This is a genomic window from Streptomyces sp. NPDC013455, assembly GCF_040632975.1.
GTDB lineage: Bacteria > Actinomycetota > Actinomycetes > Streptomycetales > Streptomycetaceae > Streptomyces.
On sequence record NZ_JBEYCX010000013.1, the window covers coordinates 145,008 to 159,151 of the forward strand.

Annotated in this window: 17 protein-coding genes; all 17 read left to right on the plus strand. The window is 71.2% G+C overall.

The features are described 5' to 3' along the window. The first annotated feature begins 41 nt into the window (after positions 1 to 41). Entirely contained in the window at positions 42 to 1,292 is a 1,251-nt protein-coding gene (locus ABZ576_RS21880) for a phage major capsid protein (protein ID WP_360743129.1), read from the plus strand. Positions 1,293 to 1,336: 44 nt separating this feature from the next. Further along, on the plus strand, positions 1,337 to 1,726 hold the full coding sequence (locus ABZ576_RS21885) for a hypothetical protein (protein ID WP_360743132.1): 390 nt from the start codon (positions 1,337 to 1,339) through the stop codon (positions 1,724 to 1,726). After that, a complete protein-coding gene (locus tag ABZ576_RS21890; RefSeq protein WP_360743135.1) occupies positions 1,726 to 1,947 on the plus strand; it encodes a hypothetical protein in 222 nt (73 codons plus the stop codon). The genes ABZ576_RS21885 and ABZ576_RS21890 overlap by 1 nt, the downstream gene beginning before the upstream one ends. Positions 1,948 to 1,962: 15 nt before the next feature. After that, complete coding sequence (locus ABZ576_RS21895; protein ID WP_360743138.1) at positions 1,963 to 2,517, plus strand: hypothetical protein; 555 nt, start codon at positions 1,963 to 1,965, stop codon at positions 2,515 to 2,517. Beyond that, a complete protein-coding gene (locus ABZ576_RS21900) occupies positions 2,518 to 2,982 on the plus strand; it encodes a hypothetical protein (RefSeq protein WP_360743141.1) in 465 nt (154 codons plus the stop codon). It begins immediately after the preceding gene. 25 nt (positions 2,983 to 3,007) lie between these two features. Continuing rightward, on the plus strand, positions 3,008 to 3,232 hold the full coding sequence (locus tag ABZ576_RS21905) for a hypothetical protein (RefSeq protein WP_360743144.1): 225 nt from the start codon (positions 3,008 to 3,010) through the stop codon (positions 3,230 to 3,232). Between the two features lie 3 nt (positions 3,233 to 3,235). After that, positions 3,236 to 4,222, plus strand: coding sequence for a phage tail tube protein (locus tag ABZ576_RS21910; protein WP_360743147.1), 987 nt, complete (start codon positions 3,236 to 3,238; stop codon positions 4,220 to 4,222). A 7-nt stretch (positions 4,223 to 4,229) separates the two neighbouring features. Continuing rightward, complete coding sequence (locus ABZ576_RS21915) at positions 4,230 to 4,742, plus strand: hypothetical protein (protein WP_360743150.1); 513 nt, start codon at positions 4,230 to 4,232, stop codon at positions 4,740 to 4,742. A 12-nt stretch (positions 4,743 to 4,754) separates the two neighbouring features. Beyond that, positions 4,755 to 5,264 (plus strand): hypothetical protein, encoded by a 510-nt coding sequence (locus ABZ576_RS21920; RefSeq protein WP_360743153.1) that lies wholly within the window; start codon positions 4,755 to 4,757, stop codon positions 5,262 to 5,264. A gap of 127 nt (positions 5,265 to 5,391) precedes the next feature. Beyond that, a complete protein-coding gene (locus ABZ576_RS21925) occupies positions 5,392 to 8,763 on the plus strand; it encodes a hypothetical protein (protein ID WP_360743156.1) in 3,372 nt (1,123 codons plus the stop codon). 9 nt (positions 8,764 to 8,772) lie between these two features. Next, positions 8,773 to 11,223 carry a hypothetical protein gene (locus ABZ576_RS21930; protein ID WP_360743159.1) on the plus strand — a complete coding sequence of 817 codons (2,451 nt, stop codon included), beginning with the start codon at positions 8,773 to 8,775 and terminating at the stop codon, positions 11,221 to 11,223. Positions 11,224 to 11,234: 11 nt separating this feature from the next. Then, on the plus strand, positions 11,235 to 11,678 hold the full coding sequence (locus tag ABZ576_RS21935; protein WP_360743162.1) for a hypothetical protein: 444 nt from the start codon (positions 11,235 to 11,237) through the stop codon (positions 11,676 to 11,678). 1 nt (position 11,679) lies between these two features. Continuing rightward, entirely contained in the window at positions 11,680 to 12,177 is a 498-nt protein-coding gene (locus ABZ576_RS21940) for a hypothetical protein (protein ID WP_360743165.1), read from the plus strand. Positions 12,178 to 12,240: 63 nt separating this feature from the next. Next, positions 12,241 to 13,020 carry an N-acetylmuramoyl-L-alanine amidase gene (locus ABZ576_RS21945; protein WP_360743168.1) on the plus strand — a complete coding sequence of 260 codons (780 nt, stop codon included), beginning with the start codon at positions 12,241 to 12,243 and terminating at the stop codon, positions 13,018 to 13,020. Between the two features lie 9 nt (positions 13,021 to 13,029). Then, positions 13,030 to 13,299 carry a hypothetical protein gene (locus ABZ576_RS21950; protein ID WP_360743171.1) on the plus strand — a complete coding sequence of 90 codons (270 nt, stop codon included), beginning with the start codon at positions 13,030 to 13,032 and terminating at the stop codon, positions 13,297 to 13,299. After that, the gene (locus ABZ576_RS21955) at positions 13,299 to 13,730 is read left to right on the plus strand and encodes a hypothetical protein (RefSeq protein ID WP_360743174.1); all 432 of its coding nucleotides are present in this window, start codon (positions 13,299 to 13,301) and stop codon (positions 13,728 to 13,730) included. The genes ABZ576_RS21950 and ABZ576_RS21955 overlap by 1 nt, the downstream gene beginning before the upstream one ends. Continuing rightward, positions 13,727 to 14,101: a hypothetical protein gene (locus ABZ576_RS21960; protein WP_360743177.1), complete on the plus strand. Its 375-nt coding sequence runs from the start codon at positions 13,727 to 13,729 to the stop codon at positions 14,099 to 14,101. The genes ABZ576_RS21955 and ABZ576_RS21960 overlap by 4 nt, the downstream gene beginning before the upstream one ends. Positions 14,102 to 14,144 lie beyond the last annotated feature (43 nt).

Genomic DNA, 14,144 nt, shown 5'->3' on the forward strand with positions numbered 1-14,144 from the left:
CCGCCGGAGACCGGCGCGGGGCTACTCGTGCTGGAGGCACCATGCCCACCCTGAAGGATCTGCTGGACCAGCGGGCCACCGCCTGGGACGCCGCGCAGAAGTTCCAGGCCCGTGCGTCGTCGGAGGCGGAGATGTCCGCCGAGGACCGCGCCGCCTGGGACGCCGCCCTCGCCGACGTCGAGCGGCTGTCCGCGGACATCGAGCGCGAGGAGCGCCACGCCCGTCTCGCCAGCGTCGACTACTCCCAGGTCATCGAGACCAGCCGCGAGGCCGACGAGGAACGGCACGGCGGCCCGGACCGGGCTGAGGCATACACCAACGCCTGGCGCACCTGGATGCGCGAGGGAGCGACCGAGCTGACGAGCGAGGAGCGCACTGCGCTGCGCACCGGCTGGGTCGACGGCAAGGAACTGCGCGCCGCCGGCGTGGCCACCGGCGCGGCTGGCGGCTATCTCGTCCCGGCTCCGTTCCGGGCCAAGCTGGTCGAAGCGCAGAAGTTCTTCTCCTCGATGCGCGATGTCGCCGAGGTCATCACCACCGAGACCGGCGCGACGCTGCCGTGGCCGACGAACGACGACACCGCGAACGTCGGCGCAATCCTGTCCGAGAACACCCAGGTCACCGAGCAGGACGTGACGCTGGGGCAGGCGGACGTCGGCGCGTTCATGTACACCTCGAAGCTGGTGCGCGTCAGTCTCCAGCTGCTGAACGACGCGGCGTTCGACGTCGAGTCGTGGCTGGCCGGGAAGCTGGGTCAGCGCATCGGCCGCGCGCAGAACGCCCACTTCACCACCGGCACCGGCACCGCCCAGCCCGAGGGCGTGCAGACCAACGCGGTCATCGGCAAGACCGGCGCGACCGGGCAGACCACGAGCGTCACCTACGACGACCTCATCGACCTCATCCACTCCGTGGACCCCGCCTACCGCAACAGCGGTCGCGCGCAGTGGATGCTCAACGACGCCACGCTGGCCACCGCACGGAAGTTGAAGGACGGCCAGAACCGTCCGCTGTGGGAGCCGTCGGTACAGGTCGGCGTCCCGGACGGACTGCTCGGCTACAAGTACACCGTCAACCAGGACATGCCCGTCATGGCGGCCAACGCCAAGAGCATTCTCTTCGGCGACTTCTACGCCGGCTACCTCATCCGCGACGTCCAGGACGTGCAGCTGCTGCGCCTGTCCGAGCGGTACGCGGACTACCTCCAGGTCGGATTCCTCGCCTTCGCCCGCACCGACGGCACCCCGCAGGACACCGCCGCGTACAAGGCGTACCGCAACTCCGCCACCTGATCCGGCCCCGGCTCCGAAGCCGACTCACAGGAAGGACGCCCGCGATGGCGACCACCCCCAGGAAGGAGACCCCGTCCGACGGCGGGGTCCTGCAGAACCAGCCCACCGCGGCCGCGGCGCAGCACGGCGACCACGACCGGATCGTCATGGCCTCGCGCCGTGCGGACGGCTCGATGGACCAGGTCAACCCGGAGTTCATCGGCGACAAGGAGACGGCCGTGGCCGCCGCGGAAACGCAGCTCGCCGAGCAGGCTGCCTCCGCGGTGGACGTCGCCGCCCGTGGGGCGAGCTCCGCTCCGGTGGACGGCGACGGCGACAGCGAGCCGGACGCCGAGGTGAAGGCCCTCAAGGCCGCCCAGGACGAGGCGGCCGAGAAGGCCCGGAACAAGGCCCGCGCTGAGGTCGAGCAGCGACACCAGGGCCTGGGCGAGTGATGGCCCGCATCCGCGTCCTGCGCAGCGTCGCGGGTGCCGACTTCGAGTGGCACGCCGGGCAGGAGGTCGACCTGCCCGGCGACGAGGCAGCGAAGTGGGCGGACGGGGTGCGCGCCGAGCTGGTGCGCACCGCGCCCGTGGAGACGCCCGAGAGCCCGGCCCGGGCCGAGCGGACCGCGCGCAGGCCCGCCCGGCGGAAGCCCGCCGCGAGCGGCGAGTAGCAGAAGGGGGACGCCATGGCGCTGGTGACGCTGGCCGAGGCCAAGCGGCAGCTGGACATCGACAGCACCAGCCACGACGTCGAGCTCCAGCTGTACGTCGACTCGCTGGACGCAGTGATCGAGGGCTACGTCGGGGTGGTCGAGCAGCGCGAGTGCACCGACACCGTCACCGGCGGCGGGCCCGCGCTGTCCGTGCTGCACCCGCCGCTGGTGTCCGTGACGGCGCTTACCGGCCCCGCGGGCAGCGGCTCGATCAGCTACTCGGCCGACCGCCTCACTGCGGACACCACGGCCGGCACGGTCTCCCTCGCCGACGGCAGCACCTTCCCGGCCGGGGCGTACACGGTGACGTACACCGCCGGCCGCGCCACGGTCCCGCCGACCATCCGGCTTGCCGCGCTGATCCTGCTTCAGCACCTGTGGCGCACCCAGTACGGGGCGAGCCGGGTCCCGGTCGGCGGCGCGGACGACTGGTCGGTCACCGACCCCGTCCCCGGCTTCGGCTACGCCGTGCCCAACCGCGTGCTCCAGCTGCTGGAGCCGTTCAAACTCCCGCCGGGGGTGGCGTAGATGCTGACCTCCCGCGTCCCGGCCGCGGTGGCCGCGCTGCTGGACATCCTCCGCGCGGCCCCGGCCCTGGCCGGCGTGCGCATCGTGGACGGCCCGGAACCCACCAACGCCACCGAGCGGGACATGGTCCTGGTCGGCTGGCAGCCGGGGGCCGATGCGGCCGTGGCGCTCACCCAGGACTTCAACGCCGCTGGTGCCCGGACCCGAGACGAGGAGTTCACGATCTCCTGCTACGCCGAGTCCCGGCGCGGCGACAAGAGCATGGCGGCCGCCCGGGCCCGGGTCTTCGAGGTGGTCGGTGCGGTGGAGGCGGCGCTCCGCGCCAGCGACCAGGCCCCCGAGGCGCCCACCCTGAACGGCACCGTGCTCTGGGCCCACCTCACCACCGGCAACCTCCAGCAGACCGTCATCGACGGCAGCCTCGCCGGACTGGCGTTCACGGTGTCCTGCCGGGCCCGCATCTGATCACCCCCAGCAGAGGAGTACAGCCATGGCGCGAGTGCGCTACATCGGGCCGGAGCCGGTCACGGTCCCCGAACTCGGCGGCCGGACCGTCGAACCGGACGAGGTAGTCGACGTCCCCGACGAGCGGTTCGAGGGCTACGTGTGCCAGCCCGCGAACTGGGAGTCCGTCGAAGAGCCCCGGGCCGAGGACGAGGCGCCGGTGGCGCCGCTGAAGAAGAGCGCGGCCAAGCTGCCGCAGAGGGAGGGCTGATCCATGGCGATCGGATCGGGTCTCGGCGCGCAGCTGGGCATCGCGGCCGAGACGACCTACGGCACCTTCGTGGCGCCGACCAAGTTCCTGGAGTTCACCAAGGAATCGCTGGTCTTGAAGAAGACGACCGCGCAGTCCTCCGGGATCGCGGCCGGACGGCTGATGCCGCTGTCCTCGCGTCGTGTCGTCACCCGCCGTGAGGCGTCCGGGTCCATCGACCTGGAGATCACCAACAAGGGGATGGGGCTGCTGCTGCAGGCGTTGATGGGTACGACCGTCACGCCGGTGCAGCAGGGCGTCACGACCGCCTACCTGCAGACGCACACGCTGGCGAGCGTGGCCGGCAAGAGCCTCACCATCCAGAAGGGCGTGCCGCTCACGAGCGGCACCGTCACGGACAAGACGTTCGTGGGCTGCAAGGTCACGTCCGGCGAGTTCTCGTGCGAGGCCGGCGGCATGCTGGCCGCCTCGTTCGAGGTCGACGGCAAAGACTGCGACGAGGGCCAGACCCTGGCCGCCGCCAGCTACAGCAACATGAGCCCGTTTCACTTCGGGCAGATGGCGGTCAAGTCCGGCACGTTCGGCGCGGAGACCGCGCTGGACGGCATCCGCAAGGTGTCGGTGAAGATCGAGCGCCCGCAGGACGTCGAGCGGTTCTACGCCGGCCAGTCGGCGTTGAAGAAGGAGCCGATCGAGAACGACCTGGTGAAGATCACCGGCAGCCTGGAGACGGACTACGTCGCGACCACGCTGGACGACCTGCACACGAGCGATGGCGCCACCAGCCTGGTGTGGGAGTTCGTCGGCCCGCTCATCGCCTCGACGTACTACGAGACGTTCCGGATCACGCTGCCGGCGGTGAAGCTGGACGAGGGCCCGCCGGTGGTGGACGGCTACGGCGTGGTGAAGCCGACGTTCAGCTTCACGGCGCTGTACGACGGCACCAACCTGCCGAAGATCGAGTACATCAGCACGGACGTGACCCTGTGAGCGGGCCGTGACCCGCGAGGTCCGGATCCTCAACACCGGCGCCTTGTTGGAGCTCCAGCGGCGTCTGCGGGCTGCCGGTGGGGAGAACATCCGCAGCAGTATGCAGCGCCGCATCCGGCGCGCCGCCGAGCCGCTACGCGATGACCTGCAAGACGCCATCCGGGGCCTGGCCATCACCTCGTCGGGCCGGGCCTCCGGGAAGCGCGGCGGGCCCTCGCCGACCACCCGGCCGCTGCGGGCCTCGATCGCAGGGGCGATCCGGATCTCGGTCCGCAACACCGGCAACCCCGGCGCCCGGGTGTGGCTGGACCGCTCACTGCTGCCACCGGACATCCCGCCCGGCCTGGTGAACCGGCTCAACGAGGGCCGCCTGCGCCACCCGGTGTTCGGCAACCGGCGCCGCTGGGCGCAGCAGAACGCGACCCCCTTGTGGTGGGACAAGACCGTGCGGCAGCACACCCCCCGTATCGAGCGTGACGTCGCCCGGGTCCTGGACGACGTGCGCCGCAAACTCACCTGACCTGGAGCACTGATGATCGTTTCCTACACGCACGAGGACGGCACCGTGGAGCAGGTCTCCACCGACGAGCTGTCCACCGTGGAGTCCGCCGCGATCGAGAAGGTCACCGGCATGGACTGGGCGGCCGTGGAACGGGCGCTGCGCGTGCAGGACCCCACCGCGATGCGCGCGGTGCTGTGGACGCACCGCAAGCGCGCCAACCCGCCGCTGCGGTTCTCCGACTTCGACGTGCCCGCGTGGAAGCGCCGGCTGCGCGCCCGCCTGGAGCGGGAGGAGATCGAGGAGATTGTCGAGGAGCTGCTCCGCGACGACGACAGCGAGCAGGCCCGTGACGAGGCGCTGCACTACCTGCGGAAGTTCGCCGCCAACCCGGCCGACGTGGACGCGGTATGGGCCGACGCCACCGGCCCAAAAGGCAACGTCCTCGCCGCGCTCCCCAGCCCGGCCGCGACGCCGGACGGCTCGCCCAACTCTTCGACGGACGCCGCCTGGGCGACCTCTTCGATGAGCACTGGTGCCTGATCGCGCACCTGCTCCACATCGGGCCTGACGAGCTCGGCCAGTTTCCCCGGCAGCGTTTCCTCCAGGCCGTGGCCTGGGTCGACCACCACCAGGCCGAGCAGGCCCGAGCAGCTGCTGGAGGTGAGTGATGTCCGGGCAGCGGATGACCTTCACTCTCGACGGGCGTGACGACCTGTCCCGGGTCCTGAACGGCGCCGGCGACTCGGCGCAGCGGATGCAGCGCCGCCTGGACGACGCGGCCGCCCGGTCGTCCACGTCCCTGCGCACCCTGGCCCGGGACGCGGACGGCCGGCTGCGGTTCGCGGCCGGTGCGATCGTGCGCGCGGCCGGCGACGCGGGCGACGCTCTGACGACGCTAGGCGACGACGCTGAGCGCGCGTCCCGGCGCATCGTGGACGGGGCCGACGACGCTGATGACAGCCTGCGGCAGGTCGCCGACAGCGCCGACGACGCCGGTGACGCCGTGGCCCGCTCGCTGCGGGACCGCATCGGCGATGCGGCGGACCGGGCCAAGGGCAAGTTGGAGGCGCTCGGCCGCGGGGCCGGCCGGTTCGCGGCGATCGCCGCGGGCGGGCTCGGCGTTCCGGCCGCTGTCGCCGGTGTCGGTGTCCTGGCCGCCTCGCTGGTCTCCGCCGGCGCCGCCGCGGGCGCGTTCAAGCTGGCCGTGGTGCCGCAGATGGAGGCGGTCACGAAGGTGACCGACGCCTACACCGCGGCGCAGGAGGCGCAGGCGCAGGGTGGCGAGGCGGCGGCCGAGGCGCAGAAGGAGTACAAGCGGCAGCTGGACAGCCTGCCCCCGGCCACGCGCGCGGTGGCGAAGTCGCTGATCGGGCTGAAGAACGACCACCAGAAGTGGTCGGACGAGCTGTCCAAAGACACCATGCCCGTCTTCGTCAAGGGCATCGAGCTGGCCCGCAAGGTGCTGCCACACCTGTCGCCGCTGGTACGGACCGCGTCCGACGCGTTCGGTGGGTTCCTCGATGACCTGGACCGCCGGGCCACCGGCGGCGGCCTGGACCGGTTCATCACCCGTATCAACCGTGCCGCGAAGGAGACCCTGCCCGACCTGCTCGCCTCCGGCCGCAACGTTTTCACCGGGCTGGGCGGCATCATCGACGCGTTCCTGCCCGCCGAGGACGACCTGTCCGGCGGCATCGAGAGAGCCACACGCAAGTTCGCCGAGTGGGGCCAGGGACTGAAGGACAGCGAGGGCTTCCAGAAGTTCATGGAACTCGCGGACCGCGGCGGCGACGCGCTGGGGAAGATGGCCACGGCCGCCGCCAACCTGCTGATCGCGCTCGGCCCGGCGGCCGGGGTGACAGCGGCGTTCCTGGACGTCCTCGCCGGACTGATCAACAAGGCGCCTCCGGAGGCTCTCGAAGCGATCGCCACTGCGCTGCTCGCCATCAAGCTGGCCACGCTCGGCATCAACGGGGCCATGGCCCTGGTGAACGCCAACCCGGTCGTGCTGGCGGGTGTCGCCGTGGCCGGCCTCGCCGTCGTGCTGGCGATGGCCTGGCGGAAGAGCGAGCGGTTCCGGGACATCACGACCCGCTCGTTCACGGTGGTCGGGCAGGTCGTGCTCAGCCAGGTCCGGACGATGCTCCTCGGCATGCAGGCGTTCGCCGACGCCTCCATCGGCACCATCGTGACCATCGCCGAGGCCGCCGAGGGAACCCTCGGGAAAATCCCCGGCATCGGCGACAAGTTCAAGGGGCTGGCCGAGACCGCGCGGGGGTTCCGCGACGACACCAGCCGGTATTTCACCGACGCCCTCGGCAAGGTCGACGCCTACTCCGACGGTCTCGACCGGCTGCCGAAGGACATCAAGCTGAAGGGCGACATCTCCCACCTGGACGCGGAGATCAAGAAGGCGCAGAGCCGGGTCGACGCGCTGAAGCAGAAGCGGAAGACCGCGGTGGGCGCCGACAAGGCCGAGCTGGACACTAAGGTCGCCCAGGCGCAGGCGAAACTGGACAGCCTGCGGCAGAAGCGGGCCGCGAGAATCACAGCGTCAGACGAGGCCAGCGGCAAGATCTCCTGGGTGCAGCGGCTGTTGAGCGGCCTGAACGGACGCGTGTCCACCGTGACGGTGGTCGCGAAGACGGCCGGGTTCGCCGCCGCCAACGCGGCGATCGCCGCCCTGGGCGGCATCCCGCGCTTCGCCACCGGCGGCCCCGTCCGTCTTGCGGCTGGCGGGCCCTCCGGGCTCGTGCGCGGCCCCGGCTCCGGCACCTCGGACAGCATCCCGGCGCTGCTGTCCAACGGCGAGTACGTCATCAAGGCGGCCGCGGTCCGCCAGTACGGCACGGGTCTGCTCGACGCCATCAACTCCGGCCGCTACCAGGCGGCCGCGGGCGGTGCCGGCGCGGACGTGGGCCGCGGGCTCATCGCCGGGATGGCGGGCTCTGCGGGCGCCGTGCAGTCCGCGGCCGCGCGGATGGCCGCCGCGGTCACTGCTGGGGTGCGTGCCGAGCTGGAGATCGCGTCGCCGTCGAAGAAGATGAAGGCGCTCGCCAGGGACATCGGCAAGGGCCTCATCCTCGGTCTGACCGGCAGCCGCGACAAGATCAAGGCCACGGCCAAGGATCTCGCGAACGACATCAAGACCGCGTTCTCCGGCAAGACGGAGTCGCGCCTGCTCTCGATGGTCTCCCGGGAGACGAAGAAGCTGGACGAGTACGCGTCCAAGCGGGACAAGATCCTCGCGAAGATCAAGGAGGCCAAGCAGTACGCCTCCGACCTGACGCGGAACGCCCGCGGGCAGGCGGGGCTGTCCGCGCTGGGCATGTCCCCGGAGGAGGTCACCGCGGGCGGCATCAAGTCGGGGCTCACGCGGAAGCTGGCACAGATCAAGCAGTTCTCGCGGTACATCTCGATGCTGGCCAAGCGCGGACTGCCCAAGTCCCTGCTGCGGCAGATCCTCGACATGGGCCCGATCGACGGGTACGCCTACGCGTCCGCACTTGTCGGCGCCGACAAGTCGACATTCTCGGCGATCAACAAGGCACAGAAGGCGATCGACTCCGAGACGTCCAAGCTCGGCCGCAAGGGCGCGGACATCCTCTACGACTCCGGGAAGAACGCGGGCAAGGGGTTCCTGGCCGGCCTGGCCGCCCAGCAGAAGGACATCGAGCGCCTCATGGTGAAGATCGCCAAGGGGATGGAGAAGGCGATCAAGAAGGCGCTGGGCATCAAGAGCCCCAGCACCGTCATGGCCCAGCTCGGTGCCTTCTCCACCCAGGGCCTGGCCCGCGGCCTGGTCGACGGACTGCCCCACGTTGACCGCGCCCTGACCGCCGTCACCGGCCGGGTCGCCGCGACCCGCCCGGTCATCGGCCGCCCGGCCGTCACCGCCAGCGGCGGCGGGCAGGCCGCCCCCATCACCATCACCATCAACGGCCCCATCGACCCGTACACCACCGCGCGCGAGCTGGACAAGCTCCTCTCGCAGTACCGGCGCGGCCGGGGCGGAGCCTCGTACACCTTCGCCACCTAGGAGGATCCCGTGCCGCTGCTGGTCGAAATGGGCTGGGGCGGGCTGATCCAGGCGCCGGCCACCATCACGTGGACGGACGTCACGCCCTACACCGACGTGGTGCGGGGCGTAACCATCACCCGCGGTGCAGCTGACGAGCTGTCCGAGACCCAGCCCGGCACGGCCACCGTCACCTTCGACAACGCCGACGGCCGGTTCACGCCGTACAGCGCCGCGTCGCCGTACTACCCCTACGTGCGGCGCAACGCACCGATCCGGGTCTCGGTCGCGGTCCTGCCGACCGTGTCCGGGTCGGCGCCCTACCCGCTCGCCATGCTCGGTGAGGACTGGTCCACTGGCCGCGTGGACCCCAGCGTCTGGCCGACGAACTCGGGTGGAGCGGTCGTCACCAGCGAAAACCGGCTGCGGATCCCGGTGAACCCGGGCGTGGACACGAACTTCACGTCTGCCCGGACCTGGACGCTGGCCGGCAGCAAGCTCACCGCCAAGCTCTCGGCCGTCCCCGCCCTGAACGGGTCATCGAACTGCGCCGCCTCGATGTGGGTCACCTCCACCACCGCCGGCACGCGGATCGGGTGGCGGTACGACGCCAGCACCGGGCAGCTGAGCTGTCAGTCCCAGGTCGGCTTCGCCGACGCCGGCGCCATCAACCTCACCTACTCGCCCATCGATCACGCCTGGATCCGGCTCCGCGAGACGGGTACCTCCGTCATCTGGGAGACCTCCCCCGACGGCTACGTATGGACGAACCGGCGCGCGGTCTCCACCCCCGCGTGGGTGACCAGCCAGACCCACGCCGTCGACTTCCCCACCACCCGCACCGGCGGCACGGCCGGCTATATCGAGTGGGACTGGATCGGCGCCGAGGTCCGGCCCCGCTTCTACGGCATGGTCAACGAGTGGCCCGTCAGCTTCGAGGGCTTGAACAGCACCGTCACCGTGTCCTGCACGGACCTGTTCAAGTGGCTCAACCGGCAGCCCGCGCTGAGGAGCATGGCCGCGGAGGAGGCCCTGGCCTACGACGAGCTGATCGCCCTCTACCCGCTCACCGAGGACGTCGGCTCGACGAGCGTCGGTGACGTCTCCGGTACGGGCGCCGCGTCCCTGGCCGTCACCCAGGCCGGCACCGGCGGCACCCTCACCATGGCCGCCGCCGCGGGCCCGGCCGAGACCGGCGAGAGCTACCCCACGTTCGCGCCCGCATCGTCCACGAACGGCAAGTACCTGACCGGTGACCTCGGCCAGGTCGCCGCGGACCGCATCAGCTCGGACTGGCCGATCCTGGAGGCGTGGTTCCAGACCACCACCACCGGGCGGGCCATCGTCGGGATCGCGTCGACAGACCTGCAATACCAGCACGTGCTGTCCCTCGCAGCCGGCGGGGGCCTCCAGATCGAGTGGACCACCACCGGCGCGAGCACCCTGACAGTGGAAGCGGTCAGCGGGCCAACGACGTTCGCCGACGGCAACTGGCACCACGTCCTGTACGACACCATCCAGGGCAACGTGTGGGCGGACGGCGTCCTCATCGACGGCAGCCTCTCCGCGACCTACGGCCACGACCAGCGTGTCCTGCACATCGGCGGCTACCGCGGCACCCGCCTGTTCAACGGGGCCATCGGTCTCGTCGGCGTGTACGGCTCGAGCAACACCCCCAACCCGGACATCGCCGGCCACTACACCGCCGGTGCCACCGGCTACTCCGGGGAGACCGCGGACGACCGGATCCAGCGCCTGGCCGCCTACGCCGGGATCACCGCGGTCACCGTGTCAGGCACGGTGTTCGACCCGATCGCCTCGCAGGGCCCGGCCGGCAGCACCGCCGTGGCCCGGATGCGGGAGGTGGAAGCCACCGAGTCGGCCAAGCTGTTCGCCGCCCGCGACACCTACGGGCTGGTATTCCAGTCCCGCAGCCTGCGCTACAACCCGAGCCCGGCCGGTGAGGCGTTCACCATCGCCTACGCCGACCTGGAGACCCGGTCGGTGGACCTGGCCGACGACGACCAGAAACTGTGCAACGTTGTCGAAGCCACCCGCCCGGGCGGCGCCACACAGCGGGTCACCGCGCCCAGCTCGATCCTGGCGTTCGGCCGGTACGAGCAACAGCTGAACATCCTCAAGACGAGCGACAACAGCGTGCTGGACGCCGCGTACTGGCTGGTGTCCCGCTACGCCAACCCCACCGTGGAGCTCCGCGAGGTGCCGATCGAGGCGTCCACGCTGTCCACCTACCTCAGCATCCTCGCCGCCGACATCAGCTCGTATCTCTCCATCACGGGCCTGCCGAGCCAGGCGCCGGCCTCATCGCTGCGGGTCACGATCGAGGGCTACACCGAGACGATCCGGCAGGGCAGCCACCTCATCCAGTTCCACACGTCCGCCACCACCACCGACACCGTGTGGGTCCTGGACGACCCCACCTACTCGGTCCTGGACTCCACCACCCGCCTCGCCTACTGAAAGGGGCCATCGTGCCCATCGCCGTCGTGCGCGCCGAGACGTTCTACCTCCCGCCGCCCCCGCTGCCCTCCGACGCGTGGGCGGACGTCCCGGCCGCGCTGCTGGTGTGGCGCTGGTACGAGGCCCGCATGGGCCGCCGCGTGATCCCGCCCGCAGACGACGAGCAGACCGGCGAGTCGTACTACGCGCGGATCAACCAGAACCGGTGGATCGCCGACTGCTCGTCATGCGGCTCGGCCGCGGTCGTCTCCCCGACCGATCCCCGCTACGCCTGCACCGAATGCCAGTGGGGCTGGTGCGCGCTGATCTTCCCCGCCGACGTCGCCGCGGTGGAGGCCAGCCTCATGGGGCTGAAACCCGCGCTGCGGAACTGGTGGCACCCCGACGACCCGGCCAACCCGGACCGGCCCACCGATCCGGTGCCCGACCCGGGCCCGATGAGCAGCGAGGTGTGAGGTGACGTTCACCCCACGAACCTGGGTCGTCGGCGAGACCGTGTCCGCGGCGATCATGAACCAGGAGATCCGCGACCAGTTCAACAGCATGTTCGCCGCGTGGACGGCGTACACCCCGGTGTGGACCGCGTCCACCACCAACCCGGTTCTGGGCAACGGCACGCTAACGGGCCGGTACATGAAGTTCGGCCGGACCGTGGTCTGCCACATCAACCTCACCACCGGCAGTACGACCACCTACGGCAGCGGCAACTACAACTGGACGTTGCCCTTCCAGGCGGCGAACGCGGGCGCGTCCATCGTCGGCACCGCGCATCTGCTCGGCACCGACCGCTGGAACGGGTCCATCGTGATCTCACCGAACGCCAGCAACTGCTCCGCGTTCCTGTCCACCAGCAGCACCAACACCCGTATCGACTTCATGACGCCCACCCGGCCCGAGACCCTCGCCGCCGGCGCCCAGGTCCGGCTCACGTTCGTCTACGAATCCGCGTCCTGACCCACCCCGATCCACGCCGCCCCGCGCCGCCCGGCCGGGGCGTTCGTCATGTCTGGAGCACGCATGTCCACACCCCCATCCGCCGCCACCTTCCTGGCCCTGCTCCGCGCCGAGGGCGTCAAGGTCCAGGAACACGGCGACTGGCGCACCCACAACCGCAACCACAAGGGGCCCTGGGGGCCCGTGCACGGCGTGATGATCCACCACACCGTCACCAAGGGAACGGCCAACACCGTCGCCATCTGCCGCGACGGGCACACCACCCTGCCCGGCCCGCTGTGCCACGGCGTCATCGCGAAGGACGGCATCGTGCACCTGGTCGGCTACGGCCGCACCAACCACGCCGGCCTCGGCGACGACGACGTGCTCCGCGCGGTCATCGCCGAGGAGAAGCCGCCCACCGCGAACGATGCCAACACCGACGGCAACCGGCACTTCTACGGCTTCGAGTGCGAGAACCTCGGCGACGGCCACGACCCCTGGCCGCCCGAGCAGACCGAGGCGATCGTGCGGGCCGGCGCCGCGCTCTGCCGACATCACGGCTGGGGCGCCCGCTCCCTGCTGCGGCACCTGGACTGGCAGCCGGGCAAGGTCGACCCCCGCGGTCCCGGGATGAACTGGGGCGACATCCTCGCCCGCGTGGACGAGCGGCTGAAGCACGGCGCCAGCTGGTCGCCCGGCGGCACGAACACGTACACCGTCGCTCGCGGCGACACCCTCTGGTCCATCGCCGCGAGCAAGTTGGGCGACGGCAACCGCTGGCGCGAGATCGCCGACCTGAACGACCTCAAGGACGCCGACGCGATCACGCCCGGCCAGAAGCTGACCCTGCCCAAGAAGTGAGGTAGCCCCATGTCCCAGCCCATCCACCTGCCCGGCGCCGACACCGTCGTGAAGACGGCCGGCACCTACGCGCGCGACCTCATCGAACGCGTGATCTGGACCTTCCTCGGAGCGGCCGCGGCGGTCGCGCTCGCCGGCGGCCCGGCCGACATGCTCTCCGTCTCGTTCTGGGAGGGCGCGGGCACGGCCGGACTGGCGGCCGTCGTGGCCCTCGTCAAGGGCCTGGCGGCCCGGCTCATCGGCCCGAGGAACTCCGCCAGCACCGCACCGGGCGTGTGATGCGCGCGGCGGCCCGGCGGCTCCGGCAGCAGCTGGGCCGCCGCGGTGCAGCGCTCGCGCTCCTCGGCACGGGGAAGGTGTGCTTCGGGCTGGGCTACGTGCTGACGCCGAACCCGGACCCGCGCGGGCTGGAGGTGCTCACCCACTGGGCTCCGATCCGCTGGTGGGCGATGGTCTGGGTGGTGTGCGGTGCGGTCACGTTCGGGTCGGCGTGGCTGCGCATCGGCCGGGACCGGTTCGGGTTCATCGCCGCCCTGGTCCCTCCGTTCGTGTGGGGGTTCGCGTTCCTCTGGGCCAGCGCCGCAGGCGACTTCCCGCGCGGCCTGGCCATCTTCGGCTGGTACGCCACCAGCCACGTCGGCATCATCCTGTGGGCCGCGAGCGTGCCGGAGTACGAGGTGCCCCACACCGTACGTCGGGAGGCACCGTGAGCGGAGCGTGGGGGGTCGCCGCCGGCATCATCGGCTCGGTGCTCGGCGCTGTGGCCCTCCTGGGCAGCGGCCTGTTCGCCGCCCGGGCGACCCGGGTCGCGGCCCGGACGACGGCCGAGGCGCAGCGCGCGGCGGCAGAGGCCGCGGCCGAGCCTGCGCAGCGGCAGCAGGACCTGGCCGCGTTCAAGGAGATCCGCGAGACGCTCGAACGGCGGGTTGATCGCAGCGAGCGGCGCATCGAGGGTCTGACCTCGCTGGTGCGCGCGTATGCCGGGTACGTCGCCGAGCTGACCGGGCTGATGCGGCAGCGCGGTATCGAACCCCCGCCCCCGCCGCCGCGGGTGGACGAGTACGACCGAACTGGAGTGTGACCAGGGCCCCGCTCTCCTCCGGGAGGGCGGGGCCGTTGCGTCA

Coding starts and splice junctions, on each gene's coding strand:
- ABZ576_RS21880 (WP_360743129.1), top strand. CDS start 42: ATGCCCACCCTGAAGGATCTGCTGGACCAGCGGGCCACCGCCTGGGAC.
- ABZ576_RS21885 (WP_360743132.1), top strand. CDS start 1,337: ATGGCGACCACCCCCAGGAAGGAGACCCCGTCCGACGGCGGGGTCCTG.
- ABZ576_RS21890 (WP_360743135.1), top strand. CDS start 1,726: ATGGCCCGCATCCGCGTCCTGCGCAGCGTCGCGGGTGCCGACTTCGAG.
- ABZ576_RS21895 (WP_360743138.1), top strand. CDS start 1,963: ATGGCGCTGGTGACGCTGGCCGAGGCCAAGCGGCAGCTGGACATCGAC.
- ABZ576_RS21900 (WP_360743141.1), top strand. CDS start 2,518: ATGCTGACCTCCCGCGTCCCGGCCGCGGTGGCCGCGCTGCTGGACATC.
- ABZ576_RS21905 (WP_360743144.1), top strand. CDS start 3,008: ATGGCGCGAGTGCGCTACATCGGGCCGGAGCCGGTCACGGTCCCCGAA.
- ABZ576_RS21910 (WP_360743147.1), top strand. CDS start 3,236: ATGGCGATCGGATCGGGTCTCGGCGCGCAGCTGGGCATCGCGGCCGAG.
- ABZ576_RS21920 (WP_360743153.1), top strand. CDS start 4,755: ATGATCGTTTCCTACACGCACGAGGACGGCACCGTGGAGCAGGTCTCC.
- ABZ576_RS21925 (WP_360743156.1), top strand. CDS start 5,392: ATGTCCGGGCAGCGGATGACCTTCACTCTCGACGGGCGTGACGACCTG.
- ABZ576_RS21945 (WP_360743168.1), top strand. CDS start 12,241: ATGTCCACACCCCCATCCGCCGCCACCTTCCTGGCCCTGCTCCGCGCC.
- ABZ576_RS21950 (WP_360743171.1), top strand. CDS start 13,030: ATGTCCCAGCCCATCCACCTGCCCGGCGCCGACACCGTCGTGAAGACG.
- ABZ576_RS21955 (WP_360743174.1), top strand. CDS start 13,299: ATGCGCGCGGCGGCCCGGCGGCTCCGGCAGCAGCTGGGCCGCCGCGGT.